A 23704-nucleotide genomic window follows, 5' to 3' on the forward strand; every position below is an offset into this window, starting at 1 on the left:
AGCCCCTAATTTATTTAATAAAATCCAAATTAAAAATCCTATTTATGGTTTAAATAAAAAAATAAACTCCGAATTATATCGAGGTTTGTCATCAATCTGAGGGCGATGTTATCGCCCTATGTATAAAATTTAAATATTTAAACTTAAACTGATTTCACTATTCTTGATATCATATCTGGATTAAGAGAGAGCTTCTTTTAATGCCTGCATTTCATTATAGGTAAAATCACAGCGCGTAAATTCTTGATCAAGAAGAATAGGAACAGAGTTGCTTTCTCCGACTACGGCCAACACATTACATTTATTTCTAATCCTATCACCTATAATGATTGGTCCACCGTTTAAGTCTTTATTAAAATTGGCTGCATATTTAGCATTTATTCCTTGTGCATTGTTTGCACGATATAAAGCTGTTATTGTTTTACCATAAGAAACTAATTTAACTGGCACAATAACAGGTGTTAATTTTTGCCCGTTAATTTCCTTGATAACTTTTGTCATTTTATGTGTTCTTAAGAAACATCCTAAACTCATCCATGTAACCAACAACAACAAAAGAATAAGACCAGTAGTAGCCACAAATACAGTTCGCATATTCTCAATAGCTAAATCGATTGTTACTAGTGATGGATCATCGGCCGAAGCTACAGTTACAACTTGATAATTTCCTTTTTTCCCTCCAATGAAAGTATAATCACGCTTAATAACTTGTCCTGTATCAGTGGTAATTTTCACTGAACAGTTATCAACCGCACGTTTTGCACGACATGTTCCTTCTACATCATAGTTAACCACAACTGGATTCCGTGATATTTTATAATCATCAATTAATCCAGGATAATTTCTTATGCCCATAAACATAGCTAACACAAATAAAATTATTGCTGCACTTATTCTTCTTATTTGATGAAATGAGCCTTCTTGCTTTAGTTTCATAACTTTTAAAGGGCGAGTTGGAAATACTTCTACTAATTTATTCGTCAATCCCATTTTATAAATATACTCCTTATTAAAAATAAAATTTCATGTTTAAAGACTAAAATTGTGTTATTAAGGGCTAACCTTTAATAACACAATAAAATTAACAAGTTATTACTTTTTTTATTAATTTGGACTAAATCTTATCATAATATTTATTTTATAGGAATCACTCGCGTTGTTTCAGTAATTTGAAAAACGATATCAAATTAAATAACTCTGGAAAACTGTTGCTGCCTTGCCATTTTTCGCATATAAATATCAAAGCACATGCAAATATTGCGTATCAATAAATGCCCTTTAGGTTGAACTTTAATTATCTTGTCATTTACTGTGACTAATCCATCTTGTTGCAATGGAGCGAGTAGTTTTAAGTCTTCAGCAAAATAGTTATCGAACTGGATATGAAAGTGTTCTTCTATTGCTTTTTTATCTAAATAAAAGTGGCAAATGAGTTGCTTGATTACATCACGACGAATAATATCATCTTGATGTAAATTAAATCCTTTCCATAATCCATGACCTTTTTGTTCAACTTGACTTTGATAAGCTCTAAGATCTTTCTGGTTTTGTGCATAACTATCACCTAACATACTAATGGCTGATACCCCCAGCCCAAGTAAATCTGCATCTCCTTGCGTTGTGTAGCCCTGAAAATTACGGTGCAGCAGATTTTCTTTTTGTGCAATCGCTAATTCATCAGTAGGTTTGGCAAAATGATCCATGCCGATAAATTGATATCCCGCTTCGGTTAGTTTTTGAATACTTGTGTATAAAATCTGTAATTTTTGATTAGCATTAGGTAAATCAGCATCTTTAATTTTACGTTGTGCTGCAAAACGGCTCGGCAAGTGGGCGTAATTAAATACACTTAAACGATCGGGCGAGATATCAATCACTTTATTAAGCGTTTCGGTAAAACTAGCGACTGTTTGTTTGGGTAAGCCATAAATGAGATCTAGACTAATGGAGTCAAAATTATTTTTGCGAGCTTGATCAATAAGAGAACGTATTAATGTTTCATCTTGTTCGCGATTAATCAGATTTTGAATTTCATGATTAAAATCTTGAATTCCCATGCTTAATCGATTAAACCCAACGTGAGCTAAATGATCAATAGTTTGTGGGGTAATTTCTCGCGGATCGATTTCGATCGAAAGTTCAGCGTTATCGGCAAAGTTGAAATGCTTTTTTAGCGAAGTTATTAGTCGAGTGATTTCATCATCAGTTAAAAAAGTCGGCGTGCCGCCACCCCAGTGCATTTGGGTTACTGTTCGATTGTTAAACAATTTGGCACGTTCGGCAATTTCAATATCTAAAATATCTAAGTATTTGGTGACTTTTTGCGTTTGGCGAGTAATGAGTTTATTACAACCGCAAAAATAACAAAGCTTATGGCAAAACGGAATATGCACATAAAGCGATAATGGCTTTGTTGTGTAACGTGCTGCTGCCGATAAAAAATCCTGTTCATTAAAATTTTCATTAAATTCAAGTGCAGTAGGGTAAGAGGTATATCTTGGACCAGAATAGTTATATTTTTCAATTAACGCCTGATCCCATAATTGCATATCAGTCATGCTTTTGCTTCCGTTTAGAGCTGTGTTTAATGTTGTTATTTTTGTAAATTTTTAGTGGTTGCTTTTGTTGGTTTCTGATTTTTGTTTTAATTTTGATTCGATTAGTTTTATTTAAATATAACAATGTGCAGATTAATAACCCAAAATATAAACTTAACATAATTAATATTGGCATTATGATCCGCTCGCTTTTTAAGTTATTAATAGATTTTATAAAAAATAATAGTTTTTAATTTTAAATTATGAGCAGAAATTAAATGATTAGGATCGTATTTCTGCTTGCATTGAGAAGATACTCATAAGTACTAATGACAGTTGTCTCTTATGAGTTTCGTTTTAATAAACTAACAATATCTTCTTTTTTTTCGTCTTCATCTTCAAAATCATCATCAGTATAACCCAGCTCTTGCATCAACTCATCAATACGATTTAATTTGCTATCAAAATAAATTTGTTGCTCTTTAGTGAGTTTGGCATTTTGCTCGACTAGATCCAGTAACATATCTAATTTTGGATCGTTTTCTAATTGTTTTAATTCTTGTTGTGGCGATAAAACTGTTTTAGCCGGTTTCGGTTGTTTAACGGGTTTTATTGCATTGCTAGCACTTTCAACAACTAATGAAATCGGTTTTTTACTGCCAATGCGTGGATCTTTGCTTTTGCTTGTCGAATTTTTATTTTTGTTATTATCTTGATTATTAAAGCGAGATCCACTTGGTAAGCCTTTGTGCTTACGTTTGCGCTTTAGCTCACGAGACTCTTCATTAATCTCTTGACGGCTTTTTTTAGTTTTTTGTTTCGATTTATTCTTTAACATACAATCTCTGTTTAATATTAGGGTTAATCAGTTAACCAGCGTATTTTATCAGTAAGTTTTAAATATAGCTATGATGAAGCAGTCATGCTAATTTAAGATTGTAAAAAAAGAGATTTATGTATAATCTGAGCCCAATAAATTTGTCAGATCGAATTAGAGAACAAAATAAAATGAAAAATCATTTGAGCCCTTATATGCAATTTAACCGTCAAGAATGGGCAAGTTTGCGTAACGCAGTACCGATGACGTTAACTCCTGACGAGTTAACTTCTTTACAAGGCATTAATGAAGACTTATCTATGGATGAAGTCAGTGACATCTATTTACCTTTATCAAGGTTACTTAATTATTATATTAGTAATAGCTTTAGCCGGCAGGCGGTACTGTCTAAGTTTTTAGGCAAAAGTCACAAAATCCCTTATATCATCGGTATTGCCGGTAGCGTTGCAGTAGGCAAAAGCACAACAGCAAGGGTATTGCAGGCATTGTTAACGCGTTGGCCAGAGCATCGTAAAGTAGCTTTAGTGACAACCGATGGATTTTTATATCCTAATAAATGCCTTGAAGAGCGTGGAATAATGAACAAAAAAGGTTTTCCACAATCATATAATATTAAAAAACTGATCAATTTTGTTGCGGATATAAAATCAGGGCAAGCTAACGTTAAAGCACCGGTGTATTCTCATCTGGTTTATGATATTGTCGAAGGTGAAGAAATGGTGATTGATAGTCCTGATATTTTGATTCTTGAAGGATTAAATGTACTACAAAGCACCTTGAATTATCCGCAAGCAAATAATCGTGTTTTTGTCTCTGATTATGTCGATTTTTCCATTTATGTTGATGCCGAGGTTTCGTTATTACATGATTGGTATGTGAACCGCTTTTTAAAATTTAGAGCTGGTGCATTTAGTGACCCCAACTCTTACTTTAACCACTACTCAAAACTGCCAGAACAAGAGGCCGTAAACATTGCTAATCGCCTTTGGCGTGAAATTAATGAATTAAATTTGGTTGAAAACATCTTACCTACAAGAGAAAGAGCGAGTTTAATCCTGACTAAAGGTAAAGATCATAAAGTGAATTTGGTTCAGTTAAGAAAATAAGGTAAAGGGGTAAATTGATATGAAATCAGTAATTCGAGTCATGACTAAAGTAACCATTATTACTATGGCGGTTTTTTTTTCGCTTGGCGCTTATGCTTCAGAACATTCTGAAGGATTAACGTGTGAAAGCACAAAACAAACTATTGAAACACAGATTGATTATGCTAAAAAAAATAATAATTCTCATCAAGTTCAAGGGCTTGAAAAGGCATTACATGATGTCAATAATTATTGTTCAAATGATAAGTTAGAAGAAAAATATAATAAAAAAATTCAAGAAAAGACAGATAAAGTTGTCAAAAGATCTCAAGAATTGAATCAGGCAAAAACAAAAGGTGATGAACACAAAATTGCCAAACAACAAGCAAAATTATCCGAGGCAGAACAAGAACTCAATGAAGCAAAAACTGAATTAGCTAAATTTTATCAAGAATTAAAATTAAGATAAGCGGTAACAGGTAGATTATTCACCCGCTTCGATTGCCTTTCTACTATGTTTTTATCATTAACCCCATCAATAGTTACTGTTGATGGGGTTAGTTTGATATTTTGCATTCTTTGTCACACTAGACTTTTTTATTTAAAAAGAGTATGGTGTGCGGCTTGTTACGTGGTTCGTAAACCTCCCACGCTAAAAAACTAAGGAAACATCATGAGTAAAATTACACTACTAGGCGATCAGTCTGTTCGCTATCCTACAACCTATTGTCCTGAAATACTCGAAACGTTCGATAATAAACATCCGAATAACGACTATTTTGTTAAATTTAATTGCCCAGAGTTTACTAGCCTTTGCCCTATCACTGGTCAGCCTGATTTTGCAACGATTTATATTTCGTACATACCCAATATCAAAATGGTTGAAAGTAAATCGCTAAAGCTTTATTTATTTAGCTTTCGTAATCATGGTGATTATCACGAAGATTGTATTAATATCATCATGAAAGATCTAATTAAATTAATGGATCCTAAATATATTGAAGTTTGGGGAAAATTTACACCACGCGGTGGTATTTCGATTGATCCTTATGCCAACTATGGAAAATCAGATACCCATTGGCAACAAGTTGCGGCAAATCGATTAGCTAATCACGATATGTATCCAGAAAAAGTGGATAATCGCTAATTTATAATCCATCCAAACAGGAACTGTTAATGCAAACTCGTAAAGCACTCGTTATATTTTCTGGCGGGCAAGATTCAACTACCTGCTTACTGCAAGCCATTGCTGATTATGGACGTGAAAATGTTCAGGCAATCAGCTTTCATTATGGTCAACGTCATGCAATTGAGCTTGAAAAAGCCAAATGGATCGCTAAAGATTTAGGTATAAAGCAAACTGTCATTGATACATCAGTTATCAAACAAACCACGAATAATGCGCTCATCGACGACTCACAAGAAATTAAATCGGCTCAAGATGGCGATTATCCTAATACCTTTGTGGATGGGCGTAATATGCTCTTTTTACTTTTAGCTGGCTGCCATGCCAAGCAGCAGGGCATTTCTGACATTATTATTGGAGTTTGTGAAACCGACTTTAGTGGCTATCCAGATTGTCGCGATATCTTTATTAAATCAATGAATGTATCGATGAATTTAGCCATGGATTATGCGTTTAATCTTATTACACCACTGATGTATTTGACCAAAGCACAAACATGGGAAATGGCCGATAGACTGGGCTATCTTGATTATGTCCAACAATATACCCACACCTGTTATTACGGGGTTGAAGGAGGATGTGGCAAGTGTCCTAGTTGTTTGCTGCGCGATAAGGGCTTGCAAGAATATATGGCTAGGGCTAGATAGATTTATTAATAACTGGGTTCTCTCACCCCATTAAAAAGGAAAAAAGATGTATTTAAAGAATCATTTCGAATCGATAGAAAAAAACTTTACCCGTGGACAACAGCAAAAAGCGCTTTACTGGTTGGCTTTTTTTCATATTTTAGTTATTGCTTCAAGCAATTATTTAGTCCAAATCCCATTTGATATTTTTGGTTTTCACACCACATGGGGGGCTTTCACTTTTCCATTTATCTTTTTAACCACCGATTTGACCATTCGAATTTATGGTGCAAGTTTGGCAAGAAAGATCATTTTTGTGGTTATGATCCCCGCATTGCTATTTTCATACCTTATTTCGGTATTATTTTTTGAGACGCATTGGGTTGGCTTGTCGGCATTGACCGAATTTAATAGTTTTGTATTTCGAATAGCGCTAGCGAGTTTTGCCGCTTATCTGGTTGGGCAATTGATGGATATCACTGTTTTTAATTATTTAAGAAAAAATAAATCATGGTGGGTTGCACCAACTGCATCAGCAATCTTTGGTAATGGTATTGATACTATTGTCTTTTTTGCTATCGCATTTTATCAAAGTAGCGATGAATTTATGGCAAATCATTGGACCGAAATTTCGTTAATGGACTATAGTTTTAAAATTCTGATTTGTGGATTATTCTTTTTGCCTCTTTATGGAGTGATGTTAAATTTTATCCTAAAAAAATTAGTTTCAGCGCCCAAAAATAATTGATCATTAAAATCTAAATTTTAGTTATTCTTCCGAACAATCATAAAACTCATTATTATTTTAGATGAGTTTTATGTTTAATACTGAAAAACATTTCCATAACAACTTGATTTAATTGAAAATTATTAAAAATCAACTTAATTAAAATCAAGGATCTACCTGAACAATTTTTATAGAAAAACATTCCAATTTTTCACAACACCTAAAGGCGAATAGGGCCATTAATTTGGCATCAGAATAAGCCGAGAGCTGATATAGGTTGTTGCAAAAAGCAGTCAGAAAAGATATTGATTTTATAGATTTTTTATTTACTCCTTTTTTATACAAAAAATTATCAAACCTTATTAAACACTCTTTGCTAAAAGGTAAAGGGTAGTACATAATATGTGATTAAATTTTAGATAAAGAAGATCAGCAAATAATAATAATTATATACGGGGTGGAAAATGCGATTAGTAAAACATTTAGCTGTATTAAGCTTGCTGTTAGTATTAGCTGGCTGTGATAATAATGATACTAAGCAGAGTGCAAGCACTGAACAAATCATCACACAACCAGCAACAGAATTGATTGATAATAACGAAACAGCCCATGTTAGCGATCCCAATGATGCAAGTAAAATAGCGCAAGATGAATCAGCAAAGCCTGTTTTTAATCCAACCCCTGAATTAATCGAAAAATATCATGATAAAGCGTTAACCGTTATTGATAGTTCTGAAGTTATTGTTGATGGTTCAAGTACATTGGTGATTACCTTTTCAGTGCCTTTAAACCCTAATCTTAATTTTTCTAATTTGCTTCGTTTAGTTGATCGCCAAGCTGGCAATGTTGACGGTACTTGGGAACTGTCAGATAACGGATTAGAGTTAAGACATCGATATCTTGAACCAAATCGTAAATTAGAACTGACAATTGATAAGATGTTAGCAGCAATTAATGGCAACAGTTTAAAAGAAGTCTACCAAACAGAAATTAAAACCCAAGATCGCAAACCGATGGTGGGATTTGCTAGCAGTGGTTTTTTGTTGCCAAGTAAATCAATGAGTGGTTTGCCAGTTACCACACTTAATGTGGATAAAATTGATGTTAATTTCTTTAAAGTTAAACCTGAACAGTTATCTGATTTTATTGCTGATTATGGTTTTATTAACCAAATGACCAGTTGGAACGCAAAGAATATTAATAAATTTACTGATTTAGTCTATACGTCTCGGTTTGATCTGAATCCAAAACGTAATTCGCAAGAAACTGTTTTACTTAACCTTGCTTCCATTCCACAACTTCAGCAAGAAGGTGTTTATCTTGCAGTTATGAGTCAAGCAGGAAGCTATGATTATTCAAATCCTGCATCGCTGTTTACGATCAGTAATATTGGTATTGCTGTACATGTTTATGAAAACGGTAAATTATCAGTAATTACCCATAGACTCGACAATGGCAAACCGCTTGCTGATATTAATTTATCGGTGCTATGTACCAAAAGTATTCGAGATAGCAATAAAAACTGTACAACTATTTCAGCTAAAACGGATGCCACAGGTTATGCTGAAGTGGCTTTACCAAGAGGTATGGATTATGGCTTACTTACCGCCAATGATGGCAAACAGATTTCGTTGCTAAATTTGGATCGCGGTGCATTAGATTTAAGCGAATATAACTTAACGGGTTCGGCTTTTTATCAAAAACAACTTTTTGCTTTTGGTCCTCGTGACTTATATCGCCCTCAAGAAACGGTCTATTTTAATGCGCTTTTGCGTAATGCCGATGGTAAGCCATTGCCTGTTCAACCTATTGTGGTTGATGTTATGTCTCCGGATAATCAAATTGTTGAAACTTTCACTATCGATGCTCAAACTGATTCCAATGGTTTATATCAATGGCCATATATTATTCCCGCCAATGCGGCAACGGGTAAATGGGTATTTCGTTTTAATTTAGGCGACGATAATTACCGTTATGCGTGGTTTCGTGTGGAAGAATTTTTGCCAGAGCGCATGGGAATGGAAATTACGCCCGCATCAAATAAACCTATTATGTTGGATAAAAGTATCAATTTTGATGTGAAAGGCTGGTACCTTTATGGTGCTCCTGCTGCAGGTAATAGTTTAGAGGGGCATGTTTATGTTAAGAAGATCGATTCAATTCCTGAACTTGCCGATTATAAAATTGGTGATGTGACTGACAGTAATCTTGCTCATCAACTTGATAATATTGAGACGACTTTAGATAAAAATGGGATCGCAAAAGTTGGGGTAGATACTAACAATTGGGGTAAATTGGCCTCTCCAATTAAACTTATTTTGCAAGCTAGTTTACTTGATTCTGGGGGACGTCCTGTTACACGTTATGCTAGTCAGACTATTTGGCCAAATCTACAAATGCCAGCAGTGCGGGCGTTGTTTTCTCAATCGCCTTATTATGATTGGTCTTCGGATCGGTACGAAACCAGTCCGACAGTTGATAAAGGGACTAATGCAGAGTTTGAAGTCGCCTATGTTAACATCGATGGCGAGAAGCTGGCTGCAAATCATTTAAAGGCGAGAATTATTCGTGAACGTCGTAATTATTATTGGAGCTGGTCTGACGATGCTGGATGGCATCAAGAATACAATTCAAGTGAATTTGTTGCGCAAGAACAACCGCTTTCTATTGATGCCAGTGGCACAACCAAAGTAAGTTACCAAACAGATGATTATGGCTCTTATCGTATTGAAATTGTCGATACTAAAAATAACATCACCAGTAGTCTACGTTTTAGAAGTGGTTACAATTGGGAAGATAACACTAATGGTACCAATGCTGTTCGCCCAGATCAGGTTAAATTAAGCCTTGATAAAACAGCTTATTCAGTTGGCGATACCGCTAAAATACATGTACAAGCACCTGTAGCGGGATCGGGGTATGTATCCCTTGAAACCAATGGCGGTATGTTATGGAAACAAGATATTACCGTTGATGAAAACGGCCTTGATGTCGAAATTCCAATTCAAGATTGGGGACGTCATGATATTTATATTAATGCGATGATTATTCGTCCATCAACCGATGCAACAGTACAAACGGTTAAACGAGCAATAGGGTTGCTTTATTTACCCATTGATACCTCTAATCGCCAATTAAATTTGAGTATTGAGGCACCGACGAAGACAGAGCCTGAAAAAACCATTCCAATAAAAATTAAATTGGATAAAAAATCAATCCAGAAAGATCGTAAGGTAACGGTATTGGTTTCGGCTGTGGATTCAGGAGTGTTGAATATTACCAATTTTGCCACACCCGATCCTTACAGCGCGTTTTTAGGTCGTAAACGTTATGATGTTGATCTTTACGATGTATACGGCAAATTGATTGAAGGTAAAGGGCGCAATGTAAATGTGAGCTTTGGTGGTGATGCTATGCTTGGCGCAGCGGGAGCAGGAGGCAAAAAAGCATTAACTGAAGTCAATGTTGTGGCTCAACAATTACAACCTATTGATCTTAACGATGAAGGTGAAGGTGTTGTTGATCTAGTTTTGCCTAATTTTAATGGCGAATTACGCATCATGGCACAAGCATGGGACGATAGTCGTTATGGCAAGGCTGAACAAGCGATGACCGTTGCATCGCCAGTGGTTGCTGAATTATCGACGCCACGCTTTTTATCGGGTGGTGATCAGGCTATTTTGGCGTTAGATCTTAATAATCTAACCGAAAAAACGCAAACAATGCAGGTTGATGTTTCAACGGATGGTTTGATTCATCAAAATGCAGTTAAGTCTGTAACAGCAACACTTGATAGCAAGCAAAGACAAATTATTCAAGTGCCCATTGTTGCTGATTATGGCTATGGACAAGGTATTGTAACCATTAATGTCAAAGGGATTTTGTTAGATGATGGTTCTGATTACCAGATCAAACGATCATGGAAGGTTGGTGTTAGACCTGCTTATGCCGCAACAACAAAATATTATGCGGCAGCAATAAATGGTGGTGAAAGTTGGCAGTTACCTAAAGATAGTATTGCTGAGATGATTGAAAATACGGTTGATGGCAAATTGATCATATCAGATCAACCGCCACTTAATATTGCTCAATATATTAAAGAATTATTTGCCTATCCATATGGCTGCTTGGAACAGACCATTAGTGGCTTAATGCCGTCATTATATGCAAACCAAAAACAGCTTGCAGCTTTGGGAATTAAAACTGAATCGGATGAACAGCGACGTGAAAAAGTGCAATTAGGTATTTCGCGAATCTTATCAATGCAACGTAATAATGGTAGTTTTGGTTTATGGAATAACGAGAGTGCTGAAGAACATTGGTTAACCGTGTATGCGACCGACTTTTTATTGCAAGCTAAAGAACGTGGTTATAATATTAATAACGATGCGCTTAGTGCAGCTATTTCTCGTATTAGCCAATATATTTATGATGCTAATGCATTTAATAGCTTACACAACTATTATGAAAATTCACAAATAAGCGATTATACGCAATTTGCTACTAAAGCGTATGCTTTAGCAGTGCTTGCAAAACAAAATAAAATCACGGTACCAATGCGTAATGAGATCAATCGAATGTCTCAACAAATCACAGAAAGTAATTTTAAGGTGTTGTCACCATTACCTGTTGCTCAGTTAGCACTATCTGCTAAATTAGCTGGTTTTGACAACGTCTATAACAGCTTGATGCCACAAGTATTTACAACCAATTATGATAATCAATATGCTTGGCTTGGCGAATATGGTAGTGCGATTCGTGATAATGCGTTAGTCTTATCATTGTTGATTGAAAACGGGTTAAGTGTTGATAAACAAGCTGATTATTTAATTCATTTATCTGATCTACTTAATGATACTCGTTATTTTTCAACACAGGAACTTAATGCATTATTTGTAGCAGGCTGGTCATTAGATCAACATAAATCTTCACACAAGTTTAATGTTGTGATTAATGCACAGTCAAATCAGGTTGATTCGACATTATCGCGTTCTTTTGGATTTGTTAATTTAGCAAGTGGCTTAACGATTTCAAATCCACAAGACGCACAGCCGCTTTATATCAAATTCACAGTGTCAGGCTATGGTAAAAATGCCCCCGCGCCAACCAGTGATGAAAATGTATTAACGATTAAACGTACTTACTATGATTTGAAAGGTAATAAAATTCAACCTGATCAAATGAAGGTGGGAGATTTAATGGCAGTTGTATTAGATGTTAATTCGCATAAAGAAGCTATTCATGATGCGTTAATTGTTGACTTTTTACCTGCTGGTCTTGAATTAGAAAACCAAAATCTAACTAACAGCAGTGTTAGTTTACAGGCGATCCCTGAATTAGCTAATTTGTTGAAAGATGAAGATAGCAATGATGTTAAATATCAAGAGTTTCGTGATGATAGATACGTCGCAGCCGTTGATATTAATCATTATATGAGTGAAGATACTTATCGCACTCGTGTTGCTTATTTAGTTAGGGCTGTGACGGCAGGTAATTATATGATTCCATACCCTTATGTTGAATCAATGTATCGCCCGGATCGGTTTGCAATTGGTCAATCCACTGAAGTTATGTCGATTGTTGAACGCAATGTAGAACCTAATAAGCCAAAGCAACAATAGTATTTATACATCGATTCAGATTGATGACTAATAATATAAACAAATTGATTATCCGCTAACGAAAGTTAGCGGTATCTTTTTATACTAAAACGTAGGGTTTTCTGAAAGTTTTTGACAAAATGAAAAAGTACCTGCTTAACATTCTGTTTTGTTTTTTTTCTTTCATCTTATTGTTAATAGGCAGTTTTTTTGTTGCCGATCACTTATTTCCATTGTCGATTGCAACAAATAAATCCACACAAACAATCCTTGCGCAAGATGGTACGCCACTTTGGCGATTTGCTGATGAAAATGGCGTTTGGCGGTATCCAATTCACTTAGATGAAGTCCCCAATGATTATCTTGATGTGTTACTAAATTATGAAGATCGCCATTTTTATGATCATTTTGGTGTTAACCCCGCATCGTTAATGCGGGCAGCTTGGCAAAACATCACCAATAAAAAAATTATTTCAGGTGGCAGTACTATTTCGATGCAGGTTGCAAGATTGCTTGATCCTCACGATCGCTCCATAGCTGGAAAGTTACAACAAATATTTCGAACGCTACAACTTGAATTACATTTTACCAAAGATGAAATTTTAACTTTATATATCAACCGTGCACCATTTGGGGGAACAATCGAAGGCTTGGGGGCTGCGAGCTGGTCATATTTTGGTAAAGCACCAAAAGCGTTAACACGTGGCGAAGCGGTTTTATTAGCGGTATTGCCACAAGCTCCTAGCCGCTTGCGTCCTGATAGGTATCCTCAGCGCGCCAAACAAGCTCGAGAAAAGGTTTTAGCAAGATTAGCTCAATATCAAGTATGGTCATCCGATATTATAGAGCAAGTTCGAAAAGAAGATATATGGGTTTATCCTCGTAAAAAGCCACAACTAGCGCCTTTATTAGCTCGTAGATTAAGTCAGCAATATCCTGATGTTGATATAATCCGTTCAAATATCGATCACTCTCTTCAATATAGTCTTGAAGATATTGCGACTAATCGGAAAAACCAGTTACCACCCAAAACTTCGCTGGCTATTTTAGTTGTCGATCATACCGATATGTCAGTAAAAGGCTATGTAGGTTCAGCTGATTTTAATGATAAAGATCGATTTGGACAGGTTGATATGGTAAGTGCGCTTCGCTCACCTGGATCGACATTAAAGCCTTTTATGTATGCACTCGCGATTGATGATGGTATGATTCATTCTGAATCGCTATTGCAAGATACGCCTCGAATCCGTTCTGATTACCGCCCTACCAATTTTGATGAAGATTTTTATGGTCCAATCAGTGCTACAGAAGCATTAAAAAATTCATTGAACTTGCCCGCTGTTCAGTTAATTGAACTCTATGGTCCAAAACGGTTTGCTGGAAAACTTGCCAGTGTTGGGTTGCCACTGGTATCTACTGGTAATAACCCTAATATTTCGTATATATTAGGTGGTGCATCATTAAGAATGGATAATTTGGTCAGTGCCTATAGTGCCTTTGCTCGTCATGGACAAGTCAGCCCTTTACGTTTTACGCAAGATGAACCATTGTTAAGTAAGCCATTTATTAGCGATGGCAGCGCATGGATCACTAGCAAGATGCTAGTTAATAATCATCAAATTGTCTATAAAACAGGCACTAGTTATGGCTATCGTGATGCTTGGGCGGTTGGTATGAACCCTCGTTATTTAATTGGTGTTTGGGTTGGTCGTCCAGATGGAACGCCTGTTGTTGGACAATATGGCAGTATTACCGCAGTGCCGATTTTACAACAGGTTAACTCGTTATTATTAAATAAAGAGCGACGACTCAATCGATCATTACCCTTAATAACAAAACCGGCAACGGTGACTTCAGAAAAAATTTGTTGGCCATCAGGGCAAGTCCTGCCAGCAAACGATGAAAACTGTCACCGGCAGAAAAATGCTTGGATATTAAATAACATGGTTCCCCCAACGCTTGATACTCTTACAGAGCTTAATAACAATCTCTACCGTTCAGGGTGGGTGACGATCTGGGTCAATGATGAAGGAAAACGGGTGTCTGCAGATTGTAATAATGCGCATAAAAAACAGATTGCACTTTGGCCGATCGCTTTAGAAAATTGGCTGTTACCCAAAGAGCGTAGGCAATCGTTGCTCCCTGAGGTTGATAAAAATTGTCCTGTATTTGGTAAAGATATCTTTTTGCCACTGAATATTATTGGATTACGGGATAACCAATTAGTAAAGCGTTTGCCAGGGCAACACGGTGTCACCATTGATGTAACACCACAAGGTGGAATAGGTGATAAATGGTGGTTTTTAGATGGTGACCTCATTGAGCAAATGCATGACGATCGAAAAGTTGCTATAACGGTAACTCAAAAAGGTTTACATCATCTATTATTATTAGACCAAAGCGGGCAAATTTCGCGACTGGCCTTTACCCTTGATTAACTAGGAACAAGCATATGACTATTGAACGAACATTATCCATCATCAAACCCAATGCAGTTAAAAAGCAATTGATTGGTGAAATTGAAACCCGTATCAGCCAAGCAAAACTTAACATCATTGCCCTAAAAATGCTTAGATTAACGAAAGAGCAAGCTGAAGGCTTTTATATAGAGCATCAAGGTAAATCATTTTTTGATAAATTAGTTAAATTTATGATATCTGGCCCGATAGTAGTTCAAGTTCTAGAAGGAAAAAATGCTGTTAGGCGTTATCGGGAATTGATGGGACCGACTGATTTATCTAAAGCAACTGCAGGCACTTTGCGGGCCGATTTTGCTGACAGCATGACCGAAAATGCCGTACATGGTTCAGATTCTTTAACCGCGGCCGAAAAAGAAATTGCTTACTTTTTTGTCGATAGTGAGATAGTTGGGTAAATTAATTTTATAAAATACCTGTTGTATTGCGTATTACCGTTATTCTAGGATTCTTTTTCAAAACATGAACGATATAACTTTAAGTTATAACCATGTGAGTATTTGTTATTTATTCATTCAGTTCTTTGTTGTTAGACTTTAACTGAAAATAACATAACCTTTATTTGGGAGAATCAGGATGAAATTGTTGACTAAATCACTAACAGTGGTCGCATTAATAAGTAGTTTGTTAGGTGCAAATTCAGCTTACGCAGATCGCCTTGATGACATCGAAAAACGCGGGGAAATCAAAATAGCCGTGTTTGATAGCAACCCGCCATTTGGATATGTTGATGAAAAGACCAATAAAATTGTTGGTCTTGATGTTGATTATGCCAATGAAATAGCTAAAGCACTGAATGTGAAAATTGATCTTGTGCCAACTAATCCAGCCAATCGAATTCCGCTATTAACTTCCCAAAAAGCCGATTTAATTGTTGCTAACTTTACTGTAACTGATGAAAGGGCAAAAACTGTTGATTTTAGTCTGCCTTATTTTGCGACTGGTCAAAAATTTATAGCAAAAAAAGGTGTTTTAAAATCAGTCGATGATTTAAAGAACCTTCGAATTGGTGCCGATAAAGGTACGGTCATGGAAATCACACTGCGTGAAAAATACCCAACGGCTAAAGTGATTTCTTATGATGATACGCCATTTGCCTTTGCGGCATTACGTAATGGTGTTGTGCAGGCAATTACTCAAGATGATGCCAAATTAATTGGTTTACTCGCTAATGTACCTGAAGAACAACGTGCAGCATTTGAAATTTCGCCATTTAGTATCACCCAAGAATATCAAGCAGTAGGTATACCAAAAGGAGAAGATCGCTTGAAAGAAAAAGTGAACCAAATTTTATTAACACTTGAAAAAGATGGTCAGGCGTTAACAATTTATAATCGTTGGTTTGGACCTGAAACCACATCAGCCATGCCTCGTGGTGATTTTAAAATAGGTAAAGGTCAGTAAGTTATGCACGAGCAATTACTTCAATCCCGTTATTGGTGGTGGTTATGGGATGGTTTTTTAGTTACGTTAGCTATCTCATTGCTTACCATCGTCTTTTCAACATTACTGGGTTTTTTATTAGTTATTGCTCAACAAAGCCCGATTAAGATTATTCAAAGGATTGTAATGGCGTATAACGCAATTTTTCGTTATTCCCCATTATTACCTCAACTCTTTTTTTGGTATTTTGGTGTGGGTAATTTATTACCAGTTGAATTTAAGTTATGGCTATTTGATGAACCACAAATTTCGTTGTCCTTTTTTTCACTGAAAATGCCTTCCTTTGAATTTATGATTGGTTTAGTTGGTTTAACCTGTTATTCCAGTGCTTTTATTGCCGAAGAGTTTAGAGCCGGCATTGCTGGTGTAAGGCAAGGGCAAGGACAGGCTTCATTAGCATTAGGGTTAACTTGGTGGCAAAGTATGCGATTTATTATTTTACCGCAAAGCTTTCGTATTGCCTTTCCGCCTTTAATTGGTCAGTATATGAATATTATCAAAAATTCATCGTTAACAATGGCTATTGGTGTGTTAGAGCTTTCTTATGTATCACGTCAAGTCGAAACCGAATCATTAAAAACCTTTCAAGATTTTGCCATTGCGACTTTATTATATATTTTGGCAATAGTGATGGTTGGAACTTTAGGTAATATTTATCAAGCAAAACGATTACAAATAGGTAAGGTGTAATCAATTATGGAACTTAAAGGTTTAGAGGTTATTTATAACAATTTAAGTTATATGATGTGGGGAAACTTTCCCGGAGGCATTTTTTTAACGTTATTAATGAGTTTTGCTGCAATTATCGTTTCAACGCTGTTAGGTATTTTGGCCGGTGTAGGGTTGACTGTCTTAAAAGGAACAGTGCGCTATTTATTAGTCGGTATACTTGGTTTTTTAAGAGCAATCCCTGTTATTATGCTTATTTTTTGGACTTACTTTTTATTACCTGTATTGCTTAATGTTGATGTGCCAGCTATCGCAACGGTGATATGTGCACTATCTTTAATTGGCGCTGCATATATTGGTCATTCAGTGCATGCCGGTATGATTGCGGTGGCTAAAGAACAATGGCAAGCAGCATTTTCGTTAGGGTTGACTAAGAAGCAAGTTATTTTATTTATCATTCTACCACAAGCTCTTAAAATGATGTTGCCGTCTTTTGTCAATCAGTGGGTATCGCTTATTAAAGATACGTCTTTGGCCTATATTGTTGGGGTGGCGGAATTTACTTTTATAGCTACTCAAGTTAATAATCGTAGTATGGTTTATCCAACAGAGATCTTTTTATTTGCTATTGTTGTTTATTTTATTATTTGCGCATCGTTTGATTTTGCTGTTTCGATTTTGCCAAAATGCCGATCATTTCGTTTTAAATGACATTTTGTTATATTTATTTTTGTTCACATTAATCTAATTATTAAATAAAGCATTTTTATTAAGGTTCTCTCAAAGTTTTTAAGTTAACTTATTAATAATTTAGATGAATCTAAAAGCGAAAAAGCAACCCAAGCCTTTTCGCATGGTTTGAAAGCATAACAGCATTAGGCTTGGTTTAAGTATTGTTAAAGTACATCATTACCTATTTACCTTAAAAAAATAGACTCGATAATGTGAAAGATGATATTGCATAATTTTGTATCATTGCTTCACATCTTCAACTAAACGTGTGATTAATTTATTGTGGTCATTTTCTTTAATAATTGATGTTAAAAAACGTTGCCAAGTTCGTTCAATTTTAGCTTTCGCAAAAAAAGAAATATAATTAGCGATAGGGATAAGGGTTGAATTACCGATATTGTCGATAATAATCAAGCGGCTTTTATCTGCACTTAAATGCTGAAATAAGATATTCTTGCTTTTGATTGTCATTGTAATAATGCGATCTTTTAATAAAGCTGATTTTAAACTTTTTAATGATACAACTAAATCATCATAATATTGTTTAGTTAATTTATTATCAGCAAGGTACTTTTCTAGTGGTATGGCTATTTCACCATTATAATCTCGAATAAGCTCGAAAACATGGCCTTTACCGTAATTGGTTGAAACTGGACCATAATATTTTGCTAATGCATCAAATGCAATATTACGCCTAATAATGTGTTTATAATAAGCTATTTCGCGGTTTGTTTCTTCTTCTGCGCCGTCATTGTAATTAACTTTAATGCATTTATTAGGATCTATTGGATGATGATAGCATTTGCGGTGTAACCCTTTGCCTATATAATCGTCTTTAGAAAGTAGAATTGTATTGTCCATTTATATCAATATGTGTCGTTATTTAATGTTAAGTGAAAGTTTAACAGTAAGCGTTTCTTATCGCCATGATTTTTTCTTTTTAACTCTAGCGCTTTTATATTATTTCTGTATAATGTTGCCACCCACGTTACGACAACGTTCTTCCCAACGTTGTTTTCGATTGTCAACATTAATATGGCCACTCGAAGGGGTGAGTTAATTAATAGTTTCGATCAAAAAGTGTAAATAAATCAAGTGATTTATTAACGTGAGATTAATTAAAAATTGGATAATTACGAATGAGTACTTTTTCAGCTAAACCAGAAACAGTTAAACGCGACTGGTATGTTGTTGATGCAGCAGGTAAAACGTTAGGTCGTTTAGCTACTGAAATCGCAAGCCGTTTGCGTGGTAAACACAAAGCAGAATACACACCACATGTTGATACAGGTGATTATATTATCGTTATCAATGCAGAAAAAGTTGCTGTAACAGGCAAAAAACGTACTGATAAGATCTATTATCGTCATACTGGTTACATCGGTGGACTTAAAGAAGCGACTTTTAAAGAGATGATTGAACGTCATCCTGAACAAGTTATCGAAATTGCTGTAAAAGGCATGTTACCGAAAGGTCCTCTTGGTCGTGCAATGTACCGTAAACTAAAAGTTTATGCTGGTAATGAGCACAATCATGCGGCACAACAACCGCAAGTATTAGATATTTAAGGGGATAAAAGATGGCTGATAATCAATATTACGGTACAGGTCGCCGCAAAAGTTCTGCTGCTCGTGTATTTATCAAACCAGGTAGTGGTAACATCGTTATTAACAAACGCTCATTAGAGCAATACTTTGGTCGTGATACTGCTCGTATGGTTGTTATGCAACCGTTAGAGTTAGTCGAAATGACTGACAAACTTGATCTTTATATCACGGTTAAAGGTGGTGGTATTTCAGGTCAAGCTGGTGCAATTCGTCACGGTATTACTCGTGCATTAATGGAATATGATGAAACTTTACGTTCTGCATTACGTCAAGCAGGTTTCGTTACTCGTGATGCACGTCAAGTTGAACGTAAAAAAGTGGGTCTACGCAAAGCACGTCGTCGTCCACAATTCAGCAAACGTTAATTTCGATATTACAAAAACGTTACAACTTTGTTTCAAAAACCCAGCATTGGCTGGGTTTTTTTATGCTGGTTTTTGTCTATTAAAAAACATTCCTTTTTTTGATTAAGTGACTTGGAATGATGAAAAGCTATCGGCAAACAGATAAATTTTCTTAAATTTGACGAATCTAACTCATTTGGCAATCTTTTATATTAAAACGTATGCTTTTCTGAAACTTTTTTTCAATATTGTATTATTCAAGAAAATAACGTAAGAAAATTCATTTTTTTTAACAAATTTGTTATTCAATTTGTTAGAATGGTCATCAATAAAACTTATTTTAATTTTATATATTTGGAGTGGATATGGTTGTTGCTGTTAATAAACGTTCTGTGATGACATTATTTTGTGATACAACAGATATTTACGGACATCAGATCCGTTTTGTTCTGGCAGAAAAAGGGGTAACTGCGGAAATAGAGTTTGTAACGGCAGATAATTTACCTCAAGAATTATTGGATCTTAACCCATATGGTTCAATTCCAACTTTAATTGATCGAGATCTTACGTTATATGAACCACATATTGCATTGGAATACCTTGATGAACGTTTTCCTCATCCGCCATTAATGCCAGTTTACCCGATTGTTCGAGCGAATTCTAGATTAACGATGTATCGAATTAAAAAAGAGTGGTACAGTGCTTACGAAACAATCATTGCCGATCCTAATAGCGATGCAGCTAAAACAGCACGAAAAAATCTTCTTGATGATCTTGTTTCCATCTCGGTTATGTTTAAAGAAGCAGATTATTTTATGAGTGATGATTTTACATTAAGTGATTGTTACTTTGCGCCATTACTTTGGCGATTACCTCTGCTTGACATTGAATTACCAAAAATAGCTGAAAAGAATTATTTAGGCTATATGGCGCGAATTTTTGAACGTCCTGCTTTTGTTAATTCATTAACTGAAGAAGAAAAAAAGATAAGATCTTAATCAATTAAATTTATCCTTATTTACGAAAATTTTAGACAAGGTGGCCTTAATGGAACTTGAGCAAATGACCCCGCGTCGCCCTTACATATTTAGGGCATTTTATGATTGGATTTTAGATAACGACTTAACGCCTTATATTGTAGTGAATACTTCGGTATATGGTGTATTGGTGCCGCAGGAATTTATCCAAAACAATCAAATCGTGTTAAATATTGCTCCGCAATCGGTAGGTCAATATTTATCTACTAATGAACAAATTGAATTCAATGCTCGTTTTTCTGGCGTACCCCAACACATTGTGGTGCCGATGGCTGCAATTGAGGCTATTTATGCACGCGAAAATGGCGTTGGCATGGGATTTGAAGATGAGCCGCAATATCATGCTCAGCGTGAAGCCTCAACTCAACAATCCGAACAATCCAAACCTAAGCCAACTAATCCATTTCGTGTCGTAAAGTAATTGGTAATCTAGTTCACGAAGTGCTATTTAATGCCTAATTTGTCCGTCATTGATTGCTTTACATAATAACTAAACAATAGATGAATCATAGTAACGAATAAAAAATAGATTAATGAGTAACGAAATTGAATTAAAGTTTGAAATAAATGATAGTGATATTGCTGCGTTGCAACTTTATTTAAATCAATGGGCGCACTCTGATGAGCTAGAGTTTTCTGCAATATCAAATCAAAAACGTACATTCTCGCAATTAACACTTTGTAACACCTATTATGATACAGTGGACTATTATTTGCGTCATCATGGATGTGGTTTACGAGTCAGAACAAGCAATGACAGCACGATAACTCATTTTGAAATCACCTTGAAACGTGATAAAAAAACTATTGCGGGTTTACACGAGCGAGCTGAGTTTAATGCTGATTTGCCTAATTCAGAGCCTGATTTAACCGTATTACCTTATTCGGCATTGCCTGATAATTGTGATATTGAGCGATTACAGCAAGATTTATTACCGTTATTTTCGACTGACTTTAAACGTCAAGTTTGGTTAATTTCGTTTGCAAGTAGCGAAATTGAAATAGCATTAGATCAAGGTGAAATTCACTCAAATGGAAAAATTAAAATAATTCAAGAGGTCGAATTAGAGATCAAACAAGGTAATAAGCAGGATTTACTCAATTTTGCGCTTGAATTAAGTCGATTTAATTTGCATCTTTTTTCACAAAGTAAAGCCGCTAGAGGTTATCGCTTACTCAAAAATGCGCCATTAAAAATCTGCCAGTTTGATCCACAAGTTCATCAAGATTTGGTGCAGCTATTAAAGTTTTGGCAACAAAACGAAGAGTATGCGTTAGAAGTTAATGATCTGGAACTATACCAACAGACACTAAATCAAATCAATTATATTCTAATAGATAAATATCTTCCTCTTGAACCTGAATTTACTCAATGGCAAATGGCATTATCGTCCATTAACTCTGTAAAAGAATTTGCTTTTAGTGAGATCAATACAAAGTTGAAACTAATATTGATTGCAAATCTAACTGTTAATTAATTGAATGAAAAGTAAAATGACAAAACTCTCCTTTTTTAAATTACCGTTCTTGTTTGTACTGTTGTATGGGGTGCTAGATAGCACTTTTTTGGTTGGGCGAGAACTTCTTGTTGACAACATGGTTTTCAGTTATGCAAAGCTTAACCCATATATTTGGGCCGATTCTTTTGTATCATTAATTATTCATATAGTTTTGCCTAATATTTTTAATCAGCTAGCAAATCTAGTTTTAATTTTTATTACTTCAGCCATAATATTGCACAAGAATTCGGTTTATCGGGCTAATAAAAAGAATCTGCTTTGTGTATTCTTAATTGTTTTTTTGATAATAATAGGTATCAATGGTTGTCAAGTTCTATTTGAGCGACAGGTTCTTGGGTTTTTATATTCTGCTATAGCGCCATATTATTTTCCCCATATAGAAAGTCTCTATATAGGCATATTTAGATTATCTTGTTATATTTGGATAACAGTGGCGATTTATTTAGGGATAAAGCTACTTCGGACTGCTTTTGTAACAGAGTCAGATATGACTGTATTATCCTCAGATAATAGTCAAAAAATTCATTTATCTTTATTTATTTTATTGTTTAATTTTTATTATCTAGCTATTGTCTTGTTCTGTTTAAATTTCTTTTTCATTCCTAAAGATCCCCTAGATTCTACAGCCCCCTTTGAACATAATATTGTAATTATTATGTTTTATTCAGCTTTTTTGCTGATTATAAATATAATCGGTTATTTTGCTTTACGAAAAAAATTTATGGCAGTTAATGGTCAATTGCAAGTGAAGTCATTAATTTTTAGTTCTGCTATTGCTTTTATGTTGACATTACTAATAGCAATAATTGTCATCTCTATAAATATATATTGTCTAAAATGGTTTGATAAGATGGCAAACTCATTAACAAACAATGAAATGCTGGTCATAGTTATAGCCGATATTATATTATTATTTCTTATTTTAAGTGTAACGGGTTGTGGTGTTGTCCGCAAAACAGCCAGGGCATTTTTTAGTAAAAAAACTAATTTATCCTGTTTTGTTAAGCTATCGCCTGAATAGGACTTACACCAATTAACTTAACAGTAATTGAACTGGTAAAATTGGCATTAAGCAAGTTCAATTTCTGTTATTATTAATGGCAACATTTTACATTAAGCACAGCAAGTGTGGCGCTATAATAAGTAGTACTGTCTTGTATTATATATTGTTGTTGATTATATAGAGCGATACCTGAAATTTTTACTTCCTCTTGTTATGGCATGTCTTTGTTAGGATTAAGGTAATTATGCTGTCTTAGCAAAAAACTCTCGTTCC

Annotated in this window: 21 protein-coding genes and 1 riboswitch; of the genes, 17 read left to right on the forward strand and 4 right to left on the reverse strand. The window is 35.1% G+C overall.

Features of this window, described 5'->3' with window-relative positions; translation table 11 throughout:
- Positions 1–180: 180 nt before the first annotated feature.
- The 3 genes from GYY69_RS02655 to yihI all read right to left on the reverse strand — a co-directional run bounded on the left by GYY69_RS02655 (position 181) and on the right by yihI (position 3375).
- Positions 181–990, reverse strand: a complete 810-nt coding sequence (locus tag GYY69_RS02655; protein ID WP_174796295.1) for a hypothetical protein — start codon at positions 988–990, stop codon at positions 181–183.
- A gap of 197 nt (positions 991–1187) precedes the next feature.
- The gene (gene hemN, locus GYY69_RS02660; protein WP_174796296.1) at positions 1188–2558 is read right to left on the reverse strand and encodes an oxygen-independent coproporphyrinogen III oxidase; all 1371 of its coding nucleotides are present in this window, start codon (positions 2556–2558) and stop codon (positions 1188–1190) included.
- Positions 2559–2880: 322 nt separating this feature from the next.
- Positions 2881–3375: a Der GTPase-activating protein YihI gene (gene yihI, locus GYY69_RS02665; protein ID WP_174796297.1), complete on the reverse strand. Its 495-nt coding sequence runs from the start codon at positions 3373–3375 to the stop codon at positions 2881–2883.
- 170 nt (positions 3376–3545) lie between these two features.
- Between yihI and coaA the strand changes: the two genes are divergently transcribed.
- The 11 genes from coaA (at position 3546) to GYY69_RS02720 (ending at position 17899) form a co-directional block, all read left to right on the forward strand.
- Positions 3546–4481 (forward strand): type I pantothenate kinase, encoded by a 936-nt coding sequence (coaA, locus tag GYY69_RS02670; protein ID WP_202984932.1) that lies wholly within the window; start codon positions 3546–3548, stop codon positions 4479–4481.
- 19 nt (positions 4482–4500) lie between these two features.
- Entirely contained in the window at positions 4501–4929 is a 429-nt protein-coding gene (locus tag GYY69_RS02675) for a DUF1090 domain-containing protein (protein WP_174796299.1), read from the forward strand.
- Positions 4930–5085: 156 nt separating this feature from the next.
- Positions 5086–5130, forward strand: a riboswitch (PreQ1 riboswitch).
- A 3-nt stretch (positions 5131–5133) separates the two neighbouring features.
- Entirely contained in the window at positions 5134–5607 is a 474-nt protein-coding gene (queF, locus tag GYY69_RS02680; protein ID WP_174796300.1) for a preQ(1) synthase, read from the forward strand.
- Positions 5608–5636: 29 nt separating this feature from the next.
- On the forward strand, positions 5637–6293 hold the full coding sequence (gene queC / locus GYY69_RS02685; protein WP_174796301.1) for a 7-cyano-7-deazaguanine synthase QueC: 657 nt from the start codon (positions 5637–5639) through the stop codon (positions 6291–6293).
- A gap of 46 nt (positions 6294–6339) precedes the next feature.
- Positions 6340–7020 carry a 7-cyano-7-deazaguanine/7-aminomethyl-7-deazaguanine transporter gene (locus GYY69_RS02690; protein WP_174796302.1) on the forward strand — a complete coding sequence of 227 codons (681 nt, stop codon included), beginning with the start codon at positions 6340–6342 and terminating at the stop codon, positions 7018–7020.
- Positions 7021–7463: 443 nt separating this feature from the next.
- A complete protein-coding gene (locus GYY69_RS02695) occupies positions 7464–12620 on the forward strand; it encodes an alpha-2-macroglobulin family protein (RefSeq protein ID WP_174796303.1) in 5157 nt (1718 codons plus the stop codon).
- A gap of 119 nt (positions 12621–12739) precedes the next feature.
- On the forward strand, positions 12740–15037 hold the full coding sequence (gene pbpC / locus GYY69_RS02700) for a penicillin-binding protein 1C (RefSeq protein WP_174796304.1): 2298 nt from the start codon (positions 12740–12742) through the stop codon (positions 15035–15037).
- Positions 15038–15051: 14 nt separating this feature from the next.
- Complete coding sequence (gene ndk / locus GYY69_RS02705; protein ID WP_174796305.1) at positions 15052–15474, forward strand: nucleoside-diphosphate kinase; 423 nt, start codon at positions 15052–15054, stop codon at positions 15472–15474.
- Between the two features lie 172 nt (positions 15475–15646).
- A complete protein-coding gene (locus tag GYY69_RS02710; protein WP_446718876.1) occupies positions 15647–16480 on the forward strand; it encodes an ABC transporter substrate-binding protein in 834 nt (277 codons plus the stop codon).
- A gap of 3 nt (positions 16481–16483) precedes the next feature.
- Positions 16484–17209 (forward strand): amino acid ABC transporter permease, encoded by a 726-nt coding sequence (locus tag GYY69_RS02715; protein WP_174796307.1) that lies wholly within the window; start codon positions 16484–16486, stop codon positions 17207–17209.
- Between the two features lie 6 nt (positions 17210–17215).
- Positions 17216–17899 carry an amino acid ABC transporter permease gene (locus tag GYY69_RS02720; protein ID WP_174796308.1) on the forward strand — a complete coding sequence of 228 codons (684 nt, stop codon included), beginning with the start codon at positions 17216–17218 and terminating at the stop codon, positions 17897–17899.
- Positions 17900–18160: 261 nt separating this feature from the next.
- Here GYY69_RS02720 and GYY69_RS02725 read toward each other — a convergent pair whose 3' ends face one another.
- Complete coding sequence (locus tag GYY69_RS02725; protein ID WP_174796309.1) at positions 18161–18781, reverse strand: YrbL family protein; 621 nt, start codon at positions 18779–18781, stop codon at positions 18161–18163.
- 278 nt (positions 18782–19059) lie between these two features.
- Between GYY69_RS02725 and rplM the strand changes: the two genes are divergently transcribed.
- The 6 genes from rplM (at position 19060) to GYY69_RS02755 (ending at position 23449) form a co-directional block, all read left to right on the forward strand.
- Entirely contained in the window at positions 19060–19488 is a 429-nt protein-coding gene (gene rplM, locus GYY69_RS02730; RefSeq protein ID WP_065566227.1) for a 50S ribosomal protein L13, read from the forward strand.
- A gap of 11 nt (positions 19489–19499) precedes the next feature.
- Positions 19500–19892 (forward strand): 30S ribosomal protein S9, encoded by a 393-nt coding sequence (gene rpsI, locus GYY69_RS02735; RefSeq protein WP_034915459.1) that lies wholly within the window; start codon positions 19500–19502, stop codon positions 19890–19892.
- Between the two features lie 344 nt (positions 19893–20236).
- Positions 20237–20869, forward strand: coding sequence for a glutathione S-transferase N-terminal domain-containing protein (locus GYY69_RS02740; protein ID WP_174796310.1), 633 nt, complete (start codon positions 20237–20239; stop codon positions 20867–20869).
- 49 nt (positions 20870–20918) lie between these two features.
- A complete protein-coding gene (locus GYY69_RS02745; RefSeq protein WP_174796311.1) occupies positions 20919–21329 on the forward strand; it encodes a ClpXP protease specificity-enhancing factor in 411 nt (136 codons plus the stop codon).
- A gap of 112 nt (positions 21330–21441) precedes the next feature.
- Positions 21442–22386, forward strand: a complete 945-nt coding sequence (locus GYY69_RS02750) for a CYTH domain-containing protein (protein WP_174796312.1) — start codon at positions 21442–21444, stop codon at positions 22384–22386.
- A 16-nt stretch (positions 22387–22402) separates the two neighbouring features.
- Positions 22403–23449 (forward strand): hypothetical protein, encoded by a 1047-nt coding sequence (locus GYY69_RS02755; protein WP_174796313.1) that lies wholly within the window; start codon positions 22403–22405, stop codon positions 23447–23449.
- Positions 23450–23704 lie beyond the last annotated feature (255 nt).

Source organism: Gilliamella sp. ESL0250, assembly GCF_013345045.1.
In the GTDB taxonomy this organism is placed as follows: Bacteria; Pseudomonadota; Gammaproteobacteria; order Enterobacterales; family Orbaceae; genus Gilliamella; species Gilliamella apicola_H.

What these genes read in the sequence shown, in the direction of transcription:
- GYY69_RS02720 (WP_174796308.1), top strand. Translation starts at nt 17,216, where the DNA reads ATGGAACTTAAAGGTTTAGAGGTTATTTATAACAATTTAAGTTATATG.
- GYY69_RS02690 (WP_174796302.1), top strand. Translation starts at nt 6,340, where the DNA reads ATGTATTTAAAGAATCATTTCGAATCGATAGAAAAAAACTTTACCCGT.
- GYY69_RS02755 (WP_174796313.1), top strand. Translation starts at nt 22,403, where the DNA reads ATGACAAAACTCTCCTTTTTTAAATTACCGTTCTTGTTTGTACTGTTG.
- queF (WP_174796300.1), top strand. Translation starts at nt 5,134, where the DNA reads ATGAGTAAAATTACACTACTAGGCGATCAGTCTGTTCGCTATCCTACA.
- GYY69_RS02740 (WP_174796310.1), top strand. Translation starts at nt 20,237, where the DNA reads ATGGTTGTTGCTGTTAATAAACGTTCTGTGATGACATTATTTTGTGAT.
- GYY69_RS02695 (WP_174796303.1), top strand. Translation starts at nt 7,464, where the DNA reads ATGCGATTAGTAAAACATTTAGCTGTATTAAGCTTGCTGTTAGTATTA.
- hemN (WP_174796296.1), bottom strand. Translation starts at nt 2,558, where the DNA reads ATGACTGATATGCAATTATGGGATCAGGCGTTAATTGAAAAATATAAC.
- GYY69_RS02750 (WP_174796312.1), top strand. Translation starts at nt 21,442, where the DNA reads ATGAGTAACGAAATTGAATTAAAGTTTGAAATAAATGATAGTGATATT.
- coaA (WP_202984932.1), top strand. Translation starts at nt 3,546, where the DNA reads ATGAAAAATCATTTGAGCCCTTATATGCAATTTAACCGTCAAGAATGG.
- GYY69_RS02745 (WP_174796311.1), top strand. Translation starts at nt 20,919, where the DNA reads ATGGAACTTGAGCAAATGACCCCGCGTCGCCCTTACATATTTAGGGCA.
- yihI (WP_174796297.1), bottom strand. Translation starts at nt 3,375, where the DNA reads ATGTTAAAGAATAAATCGAAACAAAAAACTAAAAAAAGCCGTCAAGAG.
- GYY69_RS02715 (WP_174796307.1), top strand. Translation starts at nt 16,484, where the DNA reads ATGCACGAGCAATTACTTCAATCCCGTTATTGGTGGTGGTTATGGGAT.
- pbpC (WP_174796304.1), top strand. Translation starts at nt 12,740, where the DNA reads ATGAAAAAGTACCTGCTTAACATTCTGTTTTGTTTTTTTTCTTTCATC.
- rpsI (WP_034915459.1), top strand. Translation starts at nt 19,500, where the DNA reads ATGGCTGATAATCAATATTACGGTACAGGTCGCCGCAAAAGTTCTGCT.
- GYY69_RS02725 (WP_174796309.1), bottom strand. Translation starts at nt 18,781, where the DNA reads ATGGACAATACAATTCTACTTTCTAAAGACGATTATATAGGCAAAGGG.
- GYY69_RS02675 (WP_174796299.1), top strand. Translation starts at nt 4,501, where the DNA reads ATGAAATCAGTAATTCGAGTCATGACTAAAGTAACCATTATTACTATG.
- rplM (WP_065566227.1), top strand. Translation starts at nt 19,060, where the DNA reads ATGAGTACTTTTTCAGCTAAACCAGAAACAGTTAAACGCGACTGGTAT.
- GYY69_RS02655 (WP_174796295.1), bottom strand. Translation starts at nt 990, where the DNA reads ATGGGATTGACGAATAAATTAGTAGAAGTATTTCCAACTCGCCCTTTA.
- queC (WP_174796301.1), top strand. Translation starts at nt 5,637, where the DNA reads ATGCAAACTCGTAAAGCACTCGTTATATTTTCTGGCGGGCAAGATTCA.
- ndk (WP_174796305.1), top strand. Translation starts at nt 15,052, where the DNA reads ATGACTATTGAACGAACATTATCCATCATCAAACCCAATGCAGTTAAA.